15 protein-coding genes are annotated in these 13,484 nt (G+C 68.0%); 11 read left to right on the top strand and 4 right to left on the bottom strand.

The features are described from left to right. Window positions 1-27 precede the first annotated feature (27 nt). From C8D87_RS27295 to C8D87_RS27280, 4 genes are read left to right on the top strand one after another with little or no spacing between them, the layout of a single operon-like run. Window positions 28-957 carry an ABC transporter permease gene (locus C8D87_RS27295; RefSeq protein WP_109632141.1) on the top strand — a complete coding sequence of 310 codons (930 nt, stop codon included), beginning with the start codon at window positions 28-30 and terminating at the stop codon, window positions 955-957. Next, window positions 950-1,924 carry an ABC transporter permease gene (locus C8D87_RS27290; protein WP_109632143.1) on the top strand — a complete coding sequence of 325 codons (975 nt, stop codon included), beginning with the start codon at window positions 950-952 and terminating at the stop codon, window positions 1,922-1,924. The genes C8D87_RS27295 and C8D87_RS27290 overlap by 8 nt, the downstream gene beginning before the upstream one ends. A 9-nt stretch (window positions 1,925-1,933) precedes the next feature. Next, window positions 1,934-2,920, top strand: coding sequence for an ABC transporter ATP-binding protein (locus C8D87_RS27285; RefSeq protein WP_112228872.1), 987 nt, complete (start codon window positions 1,934-1,936; stop codon window positions 2,918-2,920). Next, window positions 2,913-3,908, top strand: coding sequence for an ABC transporter ATP-binding protein (locus C8D87_RS27280; protein ID WP_109632148.1), 996 nt, complete (start codon window positions 2,913-2,915; stop codon window positions 3,906-3,908). The genes C8D87_RS27285 and C8D87_RS27280 overlap by 8 nt, the downstream gene beginning before the upstream one ends. Before the next feature lie 144 nt (window positions 3,909-4,052). Here the strand turns inward: C8D87_RS27280 and C8D87_RS27275 are convergent, their stop codons facing one another. The 4 genes from C8D87_RS27275 to C8D87_RS27260 all read right to left on the bottom strand — a co-directional run bounded on the left by C8D87_RS27275 (window position 4,053) and on the right by C8D87_RS27260 (window position 7,659). Next, window positions 4,053-4,580: a chloramphenicol phosphotransferase CPT family protein gene (locus tag C8D87_RS27275; RefSeq protein WP_267899890.1), complete on the bottom strand. Its 528-nt coding sequence runs from the start codon at window positions 4,578-4,580 to the stop codon at window positions 4,053-4,055. Window positions 4,581-4,588: 8 nt separating this feature from the next. Further along, window positions 4,589-5,032, bottom strand: a complete 444-nt coding sequence (locus tag C8D87_RS27270) for a GNAT family N-acetyltransferase (RefSeq protein WP_109632156.1) — start codon at window positions 5,030-5,032, stop codon at window positions 4,589-4,591. An 88-nt stretch (window positions 5,033-5,120) separates the two neighbouring features. After that, window positions 5,121-6,086, bottom strand: coding sequence for a hypothetical protein (locus C8D87_RS27265; RefSeq protein WP_112229059.1), 966 nt, complete (start codon window positions 6,084-6,086; stop codon window positions 5,121-5,123). A 115-nt stretch (window positions 6,087-6,201) separates the two neighbouring features. Next, window positions 6,202-7,659 (bottom strand): S10 family peptidase, encoded by a 1,458-nt coding sequence (locus tag C8D87_RS27260; RefSeq protein ID WP_109632160.1) that lies wholly within the window; start codon window positions 7,657-7,659, stop codon window positions 6,202-6,204. A gap of 30 nt (window positions 7,660-7,689) precedes the next feature. On the opposite strand from C8D87_RS27260, the gene C8D87_RS27255 reads away from it, so the two are divergent. The 7 genes from C8D87_RS27255 to C8D87_RS27225 all read left to right on the top strand — a co-directional run bounded on the left by C8D87_RS27255 (window position 7,690) and on the right by C8D87_RS27225 (window position 13,408). Continuing rightward, entirely contained in the window at window positions 7,690-8,325 is a 636-nt protein-coding gene (locus C8D87_RS27255) for a uracil-DNA glycosylase (RefSeq protein ID WP_215732514.1), read from the top strand. Window positions 8,326-8,371: 46 nt separating this feature from the next. Then, window positions 8,372-8,974 carry a DUF4129 domain-containing protein gene (locus tag C8D87_RS27250; RefSeq protein WP_112228870.1) on the top strand — a complete coding sequence of 201 codons (603 nt, stop codon included), beginning with the start codon at window positions 8,372-8,374 and terminating at the stop codon, window positions 8,972-8,974. Next, window positions 8,971-9,321 (top strand): hypothetical protein, encoded by a 351-nt coding sequence (locus C8D87_RS27245; RefSeq protein WP_112228869.1) that lies wholly within the window; start codon window positions 8,971-8,973, stop codon window positions 9,319-9,321. Before C8D87_RS27250 ends, C8D87_RS27245 begins: the two co-directional genes overlap by 4 nt. Then, window positions 9,318-10,259, top strand: coding sequence for an AAA family ATPase (locus tag C8D87_RS27240; protein WP_112228868.1), 942 nt, complete (start codon window positions 9,318-9,320; stop codon window positions 10,257-10,259). The genes C8D87_RS27245 and C8D87_RS27240 overlap by 4 nt, the downstream gene beginning before the upstream one ends. Next, window positions 10,256-11,485, top strand: a complete 1,230-nt coding sequence (locus tag C8D87_RS27235; protein ID WP_112228867.1) for a DUF58 domain-containing protein — start codon at window positions 10,256-10,258, stop codon at window positions 11,483-11,485. The genes C8D87_RS27240 and C8D87_RS27235 overlap by 4 nt, the downstream gene beginning before the upstream one ends. Next, window positions 11,479-11,940 carry a hypothetical protein gene (locus C8D87_RS27230; RefSeq protein WP_112228866.1) on the top strand — a complete coding sequence of 154 codons (462 nt, stop codon included), beginning with the start codon at window positions 11,479-11,481 and terminating at the stop codon, window positions 11,938-11,940. Before C8D87_RS27235 ends, C8D87_RS27230 begins: the two co-directional genes overlap by 7 nt. 142 nt (window positions 11,941-12,082) lie before the next feature. Then, window positions 12,083-13,408: an NAD(P)/FAD-dependent oxidoreductase gene (locus tag C8D87_RS27225; protein ID WP_109632172.1), complete on the top strand. Its 1,326-nt coding sequence runs from the start codon at window positions 12,083-12,085 to the stop codon at window positions 13,406-13,408. Window positions 13,409-13,484 lie beyond the last annotated feature (76 nt).

Genomic DNA, 13,484 nt, shown 5'->3' with positions numbered 1-13,484 from the left:
CCCCCCACCACGCAAGGAGCCGACCTAATGGGTCGCTATGTGCTGCGCCGTCTGCTGCAGCTGATACCGGTCTTCCTCGGGACCACCTTCCTGATCTACGCCCTGGTCTGGGCGATCCCCCAGGACCCGTTCTCGGGCAAGTGCGGCCAGCGGCCGTGCGACCCGGCCTACATCGCCGAGATGAGCCAGAAGCTCAACCTCAACGACCCGTTGCTGATCCAGTACTTCAAGTACCTCGGCAACCTGATCGTCGGTGACTTCGGCACCACCTTCAACGGCGTGTCCGTCGGTGAGCAGATCGCCACCTCGTGGCCGATCACGCTCAAGATGGGCATCATCGCGTTGATCATCGAGGCGATCATCGGCATCACCGCCGGCATCCTCACCGGTCTGCGCAAGCAGGGCTTCCTGGACAACCTGGTCCTGGTCTCGACCCTGTTCCTGATCTCGCTGCCGGTGTTCGTCACGGGTTTCGTGCTGCGGCTCTACCTCGGCCCGCAGGGTTTCGACATCATGGACACCTCGGTCAGCTCCGATCCGACGGTCGGTGAGCTGATCCTGCCCGGCTTCGTGCTCGGCAGCCTTTCGATGGCCTACGTGGCCAGGTTGACCCGCTCGAGCATCGTCGAGAACCGGCGCTCCGACTACGTGCGCACGGCGATCGCGAAGGGCCAGCCGCAGACCCGCGTCGTCGGCATCCACCTGCTGCGCAACTCGCTGATCCCGGTGATCACGTTCCTCGGCACCGACCTGGGTAGCCTCATGGGTGGCGCGATCGTCACCGAGGGCGTCTTCAACATCAACGGCATCGGTGGCCTGATCTTCCGCGGTATCCAGGAGAAGGAAGGCGTCATGGTCACGGGCATCGTGACCCTGCTGGTGCTGGTCTACCTGCTGGCGAGCCTGCTCGTCGACCTCCTGTACGCCGTTCTCGACCCGAGGATTCGCTATGAGTGACCCAGGATCCGTGTCCGGCGGCACCGGACTCGAGGCGTCCGCGGCGGCCGGTGTCGACCAGCTCAGCCATGTCGACGACTCGTCGCAGAAACAGCGCAAGCCGCGTTCGCTCTGGAGCGACGCGTGGGGCGAGCTGCGTCGCAAGCCCACGTTCATCGTGTCGCTGGTGATCATCGCGGTCATCGTGCTGATGGCGATCTGGCCGACGCTCTTCACGTCGGTCGACCCGCGCCACGCCGACCTCGACAAGTCCCTTCAGGCGCCTTCTGGCGACGCGTGGTTCGGTTACGACCTGCAGGGCTACGACGTCTACGCCCGTGCGATGCACGGCGCCCGCGCATCGCTGCTGGTGGGCATCTTCGCCACCGTGCTGACCGTGCTGATCGGCTCGGTCGTCGGCATCATCGCGGGTTACGCGAAGACGTGGCTCGACAGCCTGTTGTCCCGGTTCGCCGACATCTTCGCCGGCATCCCGTTCGTGCTCGGCGCGATCGTCATCCTGACCACGCTGAACGCACCTTCGGAGAACCCCGGCGTGGTGCGGATCGTCACGCAGGTGGTGCTCTCGATCGCGGTGCTGTCGTGGCCGGTGGCGATGCGCATCATGCGTTCCGCGACGCTGGTCGCGAAGCAGCAGGACTACGTCAAGGCCGCGCGTGGCCTCGGCGCGTCGCCGCTGCGGATCGTGTTCCGGCACCTGCTGCCCAACACGATCGCGCCGGTGATGGTGTACGCGACGATCGCTCTCGGCGCGTTCATCGGTGCGGAGGCGACGCTGGCGTTCCTCGGCATCGGCCTGCGACCGCCGGTCGTGTCGTGGGGCGTGATGATCTCGGAGTCCCGCGACTACTTCCAGTCGGCACCGCACATGCTGCTGTTCCCCGCGGGCTTCGTCACGATCACCGTGCTGGCCTTCGTCATGCTCGGCGACGCCGTGCGTGACGCACTCGACCCCAAGTCCCGATAGGGAGATCTCGTGACTCAGCCATTGCTGGAGGTCGAGGATCTCCACGTGGAATTCCGCACCCGCGACGGTGTCGCCAAGGTGCTCAACGGCGTTTCGTACCACGTCTCGGCGGGCGAAACCCTTGCGGTGCTGGGTGAATCCGGCTCAGGCAAGTCCGTGACCGCACAGACGATCATGGGCATCCTGGACATGCCGCCGGCGTTCATCACCAAGGGCACGATCAAGTTCCGCGGTGAGGACCTGCTGACCAAGTCGGCGGACGAGCGGCGTGAGGTCCGTGGCGAGGGCATCGCCATGATCTTCCAGGACGCCCTGTCCGCCCTGAACCCCGTGTTCACCGTCGGGTTCCAGATCGAGGAGCAGCTGAAGGTCCGCCGCGGGATGTCCAAAGCGGACGCTCGCAAGCGCGCGATCGAGCTCCTGGACCAGGTGAAGATCCCGAACGCCAAGGGCCGCGTCGCCGACTACCCGCACCAGTTCTCCGGCGGTATGCGGCAGCGCGCGATGATCGCTATGTCGCTGGCGCTCGACCCGGAGCTGCTGATCGCGGACGAGCCCACGACCGCGCTGGACGTCACCGTGCAGGCCCAGATCATGGACCTGCTGGCGGAGATCCAGAAAGAACGCGACATGGGCATGATCCTGATCACCCACGACCTCGGCGTCGTCGCCGACGTCGCGGACCGGATCTCGGTCATGTACGCGGGCCGCATCGTCGAGCACGCCGACGTGTACGAGCTGTTCCGCGCGCCGGGCCACCCGTACACCGAGTCGCTGCTGGAATCGCTGCCGCGCCTGGACCTGAAGGGCCAGGAGCTCAAGACGATCAAGGGTCTGCCGCCGTCGCTGACCAACATCCCACCCGGCTGCCCGTTCAACCCGCGCTGCCCGCGCGCGTTCGACAGGTGCGTCACCGAGGTGCCCGCCGTGCACAACCTCGGTATGGGACGCACCAGCCGGTGCCACATCGCGGAGGAGGTTGTCGCTCGTGGCTGAGCCAATCCTCGAGGTCGAGAACCTCGTCAAGCACTTCCCGGTCCGGGTCGGCGTGCTGTTCAAGCGCACCGTGGGCCACGTCAAGGCCGTCGACGGCGTCTCGTTCGCGCTGAACAAGGGCGAGACCCTCGGCGTCGTGGGTGAGTCCGGCTGCGGCAAGTCCACCCTGGCCCAGGTGCTGATGCGCCTGGAGCCGCCGACGTCCGGCATGGCCCGCTTCGAGGGTCGCGACATGTTCGCGATGAAGGGCGCGGAGCTGCGCAAGCTGCGCCGCGACATCCAGATCGTGCTGCAGGACCCGTACACGTCGCTGAACCCGCGCATGACGGTCGGCGACATCGTCGGTGAGCCGTACGAGATCCACACGGAGGTCGCGCCGAAGGGCGACCGGCGGCGCAAGGTCCAGGAGCTGCTGGAGATCGTCGGCCTCAACCCGGAGCACATCAACCGGTACCCGCACCAGTTCTCCGGCGGTCAGCGCCAGCGCATCGGCATCGCCCGTGCGCTCGCGCTGAAGCCCAAGGTGATCGTGTGCGACGAGCCGGTGTCCGCTCTGGACGTGTCGATCCAGGCCCAGGTGATGAACCTGCTGGGTGACCTGCAGAGCGAGATGGGCCTGTCGTACGTCTTCATCGCCCACGACCTGTCGGTGGTGCGCCACCTGTCCGACCGCGTCGCGGTGATGTACCTCGGCAAGATCGTGGAGATCGGCACCGAGGACGACATCTACGAGCGGCCGATGCATCCGTACACGCAGGCCCTGCTGTCCGCCGTGCCGGTGCCGGACCCGACCCAGCGCGGCCGGCGCGACGTCATCCGCCTGACGGGTGACGTGCCTTCGCCGATCGACCCGCCGTCGGGCTGCCGGTTCCGCACGCGGTGCTGGAAGGCGCAGGACATCTGCGCGACCGAGGTGCCGGAGCTGGTGCCGCGCAACGGGGGCCACCCCGCCGCGTGCCACTTCGCCGAAGAGCGCGCGGTCGTCTGAGAAGTTCGTGGTCTGGAGGGGTCGTGCCCGCGGGTACGGCCCCTCTTCCGTTCGCGGCCGCGGTGAGCGAGTCGGTGCTAGCTTGGTTCCGGCGTCGACGATCTACCTGGGGAGCAGGCATTGCCCGGCGCCCGGCCAGCGAGGTCAGCGACGACGCAGCTCGTCGAACGCCCGCCGAGCCGGCGCCCGCCCCAGGAACTCCTTGATCGCGAGCGCGCACTCGCGCGGGCTGCTGGTGCTGGTGTCGCACTCGAAGTCGTAGAGGCCGTGCTGGTGGACGTGAGGGAGCTGAGCGGCGGCCTGCCCCGGCGTCCGGTCACCCCTGGCCCGCTCGCGCCTCTCCAGCTCGTCTGGAGGGCAATGAACGCCCACGAAGACGACGTCGAGGCCCTCCATCACCTCCAGGCAGTCCTGCAGGCGCCACGGCTCGCTCAGCACGTGGTCGACCACCACGTCGTTGCCCGCCCGGGCCATCCCGGCCACCGCGCGGTGGAACCCCGCCCGCGTGCGGCGCAGGACCTCGGCCAGCTCCGGACCGTCGAGTTCCAGCGTCCGCTCCACCGCCCGCAGCGCACCGAAGGCGTCGACGCTCAGGTGGAAGTACGGGGTGTCCAGCACCTGCAGCAGCTGCTCGGCGATGCTCGACTTCCCCGAACTGGACGTCCCGTTCAGGAAGATGATCAGTGGTTTTCCCTGACCAGCTCGGTGATCGACACACCGGGGGCGACCTCGCGCGTGCCGATCTCGACGAATCCGTGCTTGCGGTAGAGCCGCAGCGCGGGCTCGTTCTTCGTGCCGGTGCTGACGATCGTGCGTTCCGCCGGCCCCGCCGCGTCGATCAGCTGCGACGCGATGCCGCGCCGATGCGCCCGCGGGTGCACGAACATCCGGCAGATGTCCAGTTCGGACTCCGTGCGCACGAACGCGATGGCGCCCGCGAGGCCTTCCTCGTCGTAGTAGCCGAGGAACTCGTGCTGTGTCGCCCTGAGGTCGTCGCGCGACTCCAGCAGGCCGGGAATGCGGTCGAAACCGATGATCTCGGCCTCAACCGCGTACCCGAGCCGTTGCACGGTGAAGACCTCGTCCAGCACCGCGTCGTCACTCAGATCAATCCGCTTGATCACGTGTTGCTCCCAAGATGAGGTTGATGAGGGGAGCGTTCATAAACCTGACGTTTATGAACGCTCCCCTCATCAACGGGCACGAGGCCTGTCACGTCGACCCCGCCTTCCGAATGCAGACGGGTGGTCGCGTCCGTGCCTGCGCGGCGGCGTAGGCCGCACGCAGTTCCGCGACCACGGCATCAGGCTTCTTGCGAAGGCGCGATGGCAGCGTCTGCACAACGCTGATGCCGACCGCGGCATACCTGGAGTTACGCTCCAGGGTCCTCGCGTAAGCGTCCTTGCTGTAGTGGAACTCGCTGCTGTCGAGCTCCCAAGCGAGTCCGACTTCGTCGCACCATGTGTCCGGCATACCTACGTAGTTGCCGTTCTCATCCACGATGACCACATTCCGATGTGGAGTGGGCAAACCTGCTCGGTGCCAGATCTCCAACGCGTCGGCCTCGGCGACTGATCGCACGCCCAGGTCGATTTCACCCAGTACACGTCGCGGCAATGCGGTGCCTCGCTTCGTTCCGGTGTCCAGTTCGCCCCGAAGCTGGTCTACATCGGTCTGTCCGCTTTGTACCGCTTCGATCAGGAGGGCTCGAACGGCATCGAGATCCCGGATTCGACGAACGCCGTCCAAGACCGCTCGTGGCGGCGGAGCTAGCGGCACGCCGTCCCGATACATCGCCACAGGAAAGAACCGGGTGCGTTCCAGGACCGTGAAGCCGGAGCTGAGCACGCGGCTCTCGTGTGGGATGAGCAGGTGTACGAACTGGGGATCCGGGCCAGTTCGAAGGCCGTACAGACGTGCAGCCTGGAATCCGGTGACGACAGCTTGATGCTTCGCAAACGTGAGCGCCGCTTCGATGCGTTGGCGTGTTGTCGGCAGTGACCTGGCCAACATCACCACGCCAGGTAGGAGATGACGCCACCGCCCGCCCGGCTGGCACTGTCGATACGTCGTTGTCTGGCTGATTCCGAGGGTCTCGAGGACGGATGCTCTGATCACGCCGAAGCGGCTGTGCTTCCACAGCTCGCTCTCGACGCGATCCCACGCTCCCCGATCCATGAGGACATGGTGCCCGTCACCCCTGACAATTCCGGATGCGTGCTGGATGGGGGGAGCTTTCATGAACCTGAGGTTTATGAAAGCTCCCCCCATCCAGCACTCGGTGGAGTGAGGATCACGTGTTGGACGAGTTCCGCACGAAGGCAGCGAGGTCCTCGGACTGCTGGATCCGCGAGGGCTCGTGCACGTACATCATGTGACCGGCCGGGTAGTAGGCCGACTCGATGTTCGCGGTGAGCTCCTTCGGGATCTGCAGGTGCGCGAGAAGGTGCTCGGCCGCGAAGTACGGGGTGGCGCCGTCGTACCAGCCGAACGCGACGTGGACCTTCAGGTGCGGGTTGGCGCGCATCGCGGCCGAGAGCTTGCCCGCGGTCGTGACGTGGCGGCCCTCGAACTCCTTGTACGACCACTGTTCGATGGCGCGCGAGAGGATCTCGTACGGCAGGTCGTTGGAGTAGCCCAGCTCGGCGTGCAGGTAGTGGTTCAGCGTCGCCGAGTACGGGCCGAGGATCGCGTCGATGGACGGGTCCGCGGAGATCTCCTCGCGGCCGTAGTCCTTGTCCCAGCCGGTGAAGCGGCCGTCGAGGCGGCCGACGGTCTTGCGGTCGCGGCGCAGCAGCTCGGTGAAGAACCGGATGTGTTCGATGCGCAGGTCGACCGCGTCCACGTAGTCCTCGGACAGGCCGGTCAGGCGCGCCAGCTTCTCGATCGTCGCGGTGCGCTCCACGTCCGAGAGACGGTTGCCGCGGGCGAGGGCGTAGGGGTAGTCGCGGACGGCGAACTCCTCGGCCTCCGCGAGCACCTCCTTCAACGGCCGCTCGCCGTGCAGGCCGTGGTAGTGCGCGATGGCCGCGTACGTGGGCAGGAAGAGCGTGTAGCCGAGGTCGTGGCCCTCGTTGAACTCCAGCGTCGCGAAGTCCAGCACCGAGGAGATCAGCATGAGCCCGTTGAGGTACATGCCGTGCTTCTTCTGCAGGTGCTCGGCGAGGCCCGCCGCCCGCAGCGTGCCGTACGACTCGCCGCAGATGAACTTCGGCGACATCCACCGGCCGTTGCGCGACGTCCACAGCCGGATGATCTCGGCGATGGAGTCGATGTCGGGCTGGTAGCCGTGGTAGCTGGCGGGCTTCTCGCCCTCCGCGGCACGGGAGTACCCGGTCGACACCGGGTCGATGAACACGAGGTCGCTCTCGCCGAGCAGCGACTCCTCGTTGTCCGTGATCCCGTACGGCGGCGCGGTCAGGTTGCCGACGTCGCCGCTCAGCACGCGGCGGGGGCCGAGGAGCCCCATGTGCAGCCAGAGGCTCGCGGATCCGGGCCCGCCGTTGAACGCGAACGTCACCGGCCTCTTCAGCGGGTCGGCGCCGTCGAGCGTGTACGCGGTGAGGAACACCTCTGCCTTGGGCTTGTGGCCCTCGAACACACCGTCCTTGAGCACTTCTTCCCTGAGCACGACACGCCCGGCGGTGGCGGTGTAGTTCAGCTCGCGGCCCTTGACGGTGATGCTGTGCTGGGTGGTGACCAGGTCATCAGCAGGAGACACGGGCTTCTCTTCGGTCTTCTCCTCGGACATAGGAGCAACACTACGGAACTCGACGATCGAATAATCGCCTGCCGAGCGTGTCCGCGCCTGGTCGCGTGGCGCGAGTCCGTCGCCGCCGTGAAACGCGCCGCGTTCCGCGACCAGACCTACTGGGGCAAGCCGGTCCCGGGCTTCGGGCCGATCGACGCCTCACTGCTGATCGTGGGCCTCGCACCGGCCGCACATGGGGCGAACCGGACAGGACGCCTGTTCACGGGCGACCCGTCCGGCGACTTCCTCTACCGCGCGCTGTACGAGGTCGGGCTCGCCTCCCAGCCGGACGCCTGGGCGCGCGACGACGGGATGGAGCTCTACGGGGTGCGGATGGCCTCACCCGTGCGCTGCGCGCCACCCGCGAACAAGCCGACGTCCGAGGAACGGGACCGGTGCTCGGTGTTCCTGCGCGAGGAGCTCGGACTGATGAAGTCGCTGCGGTCGGTGGTCGTGCTGGGCGCGTTCGGCTGGCAGGCGTTCCTGCCGCTGCTGGGGCCGGAGCGGCCGAAGTTCGGGCACGGGGTGGAGGTGGAGATCGCGGGGCTGCGGGTGTTCGGGTGCTACCACGTGTCGCCGCACAACACGTTTACCGGGAGGTTGACCCAGGAGATGCTGCAGGACGTGCTGAGGCGGGCAGCGGACAGCGCCAGACCCTCAAGTTGACCAAAGGATCATTCCAACCGGGCCGAACCGTGTAAGGCTGATCCGCATGAAGTGGTTGCGGGCCGGGGTGGCGGTGGCGGCGTTGCTGATCGTCGTCGTCGCGGCCGGCGGTTCGTCGCCGGTCACGCTCGTCAACCGCCTCGATGACCGGCCACCGGGGGAGCACCGCGCACCGGCGCTGGAAGTGCCGCTGCCGCAGGAGCTGCCGGACGTGGTGGTCGTGCCGTTCACGGTGTACCTGCTGGTCCTCACCGGGCTGGTCCTGTTCGGACTGGTCGGCATCATCCTCGCGATCGAGGTGCCCCGCTGGCGCCGCCGTCGTGGCGTGCGCGGCGTGGAGGTCGAGGACTTCGGGGCCGGCACGTCGGTGCCGGTGATCCAGCGCGTCGAGAAGGCGTTGCAGGAGTTCACGAGCCATCCGCAACGGCCGCCGCGCGACGCCGTGATCGCCGCCTGGCTCGCGCTCGAAGAGGCCGAACCGCGCAAGCCGCACCAGACTCCGACCGAGTTCACCGAGAAGCTCGGCGTCGACGCCACCGTGCTCAGGAACCTCTACCAGCGAGCACGCTTCGGACGTGAGGAAGTGACGGCCGAACAAGCGGAAGCGGCGCAACAGGAACTGGGCCGCATCATCCGGGAACTCGCATGAAAACCGCGCTGGCGCTCGGCATCGGGGTGGTCATCGGCGTCGCCATCTGGCTGCTCGGCGTCGAACCGTTCTGGGCGACGGCGCTGGCCGTGCCGCCGACCGCGTTCGCCGTGCTGGTCAGCAGGCTGCCGCGCGCCACGGACATCGTGTGGAGCTCTGACCCGCCGCCGCCCGGCTCGATCAGCACCGCGCACGCCAGCACGCTCGCGAGCAGGCTGGCGGAGGCGGCGGAGAACCCGAGGCGCTACCAGGAACGGTTCCGCGCCCGCCTGCAACGACTGGGGATCGACGCGGCCGAGATGCCGGACCCCGCGGAACTCGCTGAAAGGCTCAGGAGGGTCGAGTGACAATCGCTCTGGAGGCCAAGGCCGTCCTCGACGAGGTCGGCAAGGTCGTCGTCGGCCGCACCCGCACCGTGCGGCTCGCGCTCGCGGCCGTGCTGGCCGGCGGGCACGTGCTGCTGGAGGACGTGCCGGGGCTCGGCAAGACGCTGATCGCGCGGTCGCTCGCGCAGGCGCTCAGCCTGGAGTTCCGCCGCCTGCAGTGCACGCCCGACCTGCTGCCGGCGGACGTCACAGGGTCGTTCCTCTACGACCCCGGCAGCCGCGAGTTCGAGTTCCACCACGGGCCCGTGTTCACCGGGCTGCTGCTGGCCGACGAGATCAACCGGACGCCGCCCAAGACGCAGTCCGCGTTGCTGGAGGCCATGCAGGAGCGGCAGGTCACCGTCGAGGGGCGCACGTTCCCGTTGCCGAAGCCGTTCCACGTGCTGGCGACCTCGAACCCCGTCGAGTACGAGGGCACCTACCCGTTGCCGGAGGCGCAGCTCGACAGGTTCCTGGTGCGGCTCGACATCGGCTATCCGCCGGCCGAGGAGGAAGTCGAGGTCCTGCGCCGGCGGATCGCGCGGCAGCAGGAGGAGACCGAGGTGCCGCCGGTCCTCGCGCAGGGACGCCTCGCCGAGCTGCAGGCCGAGCTCGAACAGACCACTGTGGACGACGATCTCCTGCGGTACTGCGTCGATCTGGCCGTCGCGACGCGGCAGCACCCGTCCGTCGAAGTCGGCGCGTCGCCACGAGGCGCGCAGGCTCTCGTGCTCGTCGCCCGTGCCGTGGCCACTTTGGACGGACGTGTTTACGTGACGCCGGAGGACGTCAAGGAGTGCGCGGTGGCCGTTCTCGCGCACCGGCTCGTGATGAAGCCGGAGACGTGGACGTCCGGCGTGAACGGGGTGCAGGTTGTCACCGAGCTGCTCGGCAAGGTGCCGGGCCCGCCCAGCTCATGAGCAGAGCCGACAAGATCAGGGAGGCGTTCGCCGAGTCCCACGGCGCGCACTGGCACCCCACGGACGCGTACTCGCGTGCCGTCTGGCTCGGTGCAGGGCTCGTCGTGGCCGGGATGTTCCTGCACCAGGTCGAGCTGGTGCTGTTCGGAGTCCCGCTCGTCCTCTCCGTGCTGCTCACGCACAAACCGAAGGGCACGCCGACGGTCAGCGTCCGCCCGGTGCCGCGAGGAGCGGGCGCCGGTGTCGTGCACACCGTCGCGCACGTCGACGGCGCGGACGCGGAGATCGCGGTGATCAAGGTGCCGGGTGGACCCCGGGCCGTTCCGGCGCACTCACCCGACCTGCCGGTGAAGATCCGGCGCGACGCGTGGGGCCCAGGGGTCGATCTCCGGCTGGACCACCTGTTCGCCGGACCGGACGGCATGCACGTCTACGGCCCGATCGTCGGCACCGAGCACGTCCGCACGATCCTGCCGCCGGTCGAGCACCACCCGTCCGGGCCGCTGCCGCCGAGGCCGGCCGGTCTGGTCGGCATCCACCGCTCGCCGCGCGCGGGCGACTCGACGGAACTGCGCGACATCAGGGCGTTCCAGCCGGGCGACCGGCTCAAGCGCATCGACTGGCGCGTCACCACCCGCACCGGCACGGTCCACGTCCGCGAGCGGCACGCGGAGGCCGACGCGGAGATCGTGCTGGCCATCGACACGCGCACGGACGTCGGCGCGGACGTGGCGGACTGGTCGTCTCCGCACTACGGCGCCACGGCACGTCCTGACGGCAGCCTGGACCGCGCGGTGCGCCGGGCGGCGTCGATGGCCGCGGGCTACCTCAGGCAGGGCGACAGGGTGGCGCTGATGGACCTGAGCCGGCCGCAGCTCAACGTCCGGCCCGGGGTGGGGCGGCGGCATCTCATGCGAATCCGCACTCAGCTCGTCGTGTGCGTGCAGGCGGCCGGTTGGGCGTCACGGGTGGCGTTGCGGAAGCTTCCGCACGGAAGCGTGGTCGTGCTGCTGTCGCCGTTCCTCGACGACGAGATCGCCGAACTGGCCGTGCAGACCCGGAAACACGGTCACCTCGTGCTGGCGATCAACACGCTGCCGCTGCCGCTGAAGCCCGACCGGGAGACGCCGTGGGGTGAGGTGGCCGCCGAGATGATCGCCGCCGAGCACCGGCTGCGGCTGCGGCGCATGACCCAGCACGGGGTGGCGGTGACGCGGGAATGCTGATGCGACTGGCGATCGTGCTCGCGGCGTTGCCCGTGGCGCTGATCCTGCACCTGGAGTCCGAGACGATCGCGCCGCTGGTCGTCGTCGCGGCGCTGACCGCGGTCTCGGCGCTGATGCCGGGAAGCGCCGGGCCGGCGTTGCTGATCGGCTACGCGGCGGTCGCGATGGCGTTCGGCGACGGGCATCCGTTGCGGCTCGGTGTGTTGCTGATGATCCCCGCGCTGCACCTGATTCACGTGACGTCCGCACTCGCGGCGGTCGTTCCGGTGAAAACGAGAATCGAGGTCGCCGCGCTGAAAGCTCCGGCACGCCGGTTCGCCATTGTCCAAGCGATCTCATTCCTTGTCGCGGCGTTCGCCGCGTTCGTCCCGTCAGGGCCTCACATCGGGTTCGTCGAGCTGCTCGGACTAGGCTCTCTGACGGTCGTCATCGCGGTCGTGGCGCTGAGGATCTGAATCGCTCCTCTCAGCGAGTTTGGCTCGTGTTGAGCCTGAAGCGCAGGTCACCCGGCTGGGTGTTGCGCATCACCTGGCGACGGTAGTCACAACGGGCCACTTGGACGCGCGAAAAAAGGGGTCTCGGTGCGACCATATGTGTATGGCTGCTGTGAAGTCGCAACCCACGCGGATCGTGATTGTCGGTGGTGGGTACGTCGGGATGTACACGGCTCTCGGACTGCAGAAGAAACTGCGCTCCGGTGAGGCATCTGTCACCGTCATCGACCCGCAGCCGCACATGACCTACCAGCCCTTCCTGCCAGAGGCGGCGGCCGGCTCCATCGAGCCGCGCCACGTCGTCGCCCCCCTGCGCAAGGTGCTCAAGCGCTGCCACGTCGTCACGGGCCGCGTCACCAAGATCGAGCACGCGCGCAAGATCGTGACCGCCGAGCTGTCTGACGGCCACGTCGAGGAGATCGAGTACGACGTTCTCGTCTCCGCGCTGGGTGCGATCTCCCGCACGCTCCCGATCCCCGGCCTGGCCGAGGTCGGCATCGGCATGAAGACGATCGGCGAGGCGATCTACGTCCGCAACCACGTGCTGTCGCGCCTCGACCAGGCAGCGAGCACGAACAACGCGGACCTGCGCAAGAAGCTGCTCAGCTTCGTCGTGATCGGTGGCGGCTTCGCGGGCATCGAGACGCTCGCCGAGCTCGAGGACATGACGCGGTATGCGCTTCGGTACTACGAGGGCGTCAAGCCCGAGGAGATGAACTGGGTCCTCGTCGAGGCCGCGGGCAGGATCATGCCCGAGGTGTCCGCGAAGCTCGGCGCCTGGACCGTCGAGGCGCTGGAGAAGCGCGGCATCAAGATCTACCTCGACACCCGCGTGAAGTCGCTCGAGGGTGGCCACGTCGTCCTCGACGACGGCACGGAGTTCGACTCCGACACCATCATCTGGACCGCCGGCATGAAGGCGAACCCGGTGCTGCGCAACACCGACCTGCCGCTCGACGAGCGCGGCCGCGTCCGTTGCACCGCCGCCATGCAGGTCCAGGGCCTCGACGGCGTGTGGGCCGCCGGTGACTGCTCCGCGGTGCCGGACCTCTCGCGCATCGAAGAGGACCCGACGGCGACGTGCGTGCCCAACGCGCAGCACGCCATTCGTCAGTCAAAGCTGCTCGCCAAGAACATCGTCGCGTCGCTGCGCGGCCAGAAGCCGAAGGACTACTTCCACAAGTACCTCGGCTCGGTCGCCGGCCTCGGCCTCTACAAGGGCGTCGCGGACGTGTTCGGCCTGCGCTTCAAGGGCGTCGTCGCGTGGTTCATGCACCGCAGCTACCACGTGATGTTCATGCCGACGGTGAACCGCAAGCTGCGCGTGCTGATGGACTGGACGCAGGCGCTGTTCTACGGTCGCGAGGTCGTCGCCCTCGGCCAGATCAACGACCCGAAGTCGGACTTCGACCGCGCTGTCCAAAGCTGACCGTTACTCCCTGTGAGTGGTGGGGTGCCCCGAGCGTTATCTCGTTCGGGGCACATCGCTGGTCCGGAGGCGGAAC

It is taken from the genome of Lentzea atacamensis, assembly GCF_003269295.1.
Classification (GTDB): domain Bacteria; phylum Actinomycetota; class Actinomycetes; order Mycobacteriales; family Pseudonocardiaceae; genus Lentzea; species Lentzea atacamensis.
Note: the sequence above shows the minus strand (reverse complement) of the source record. Positions and strands in the feature narration are given on the sequence as shown.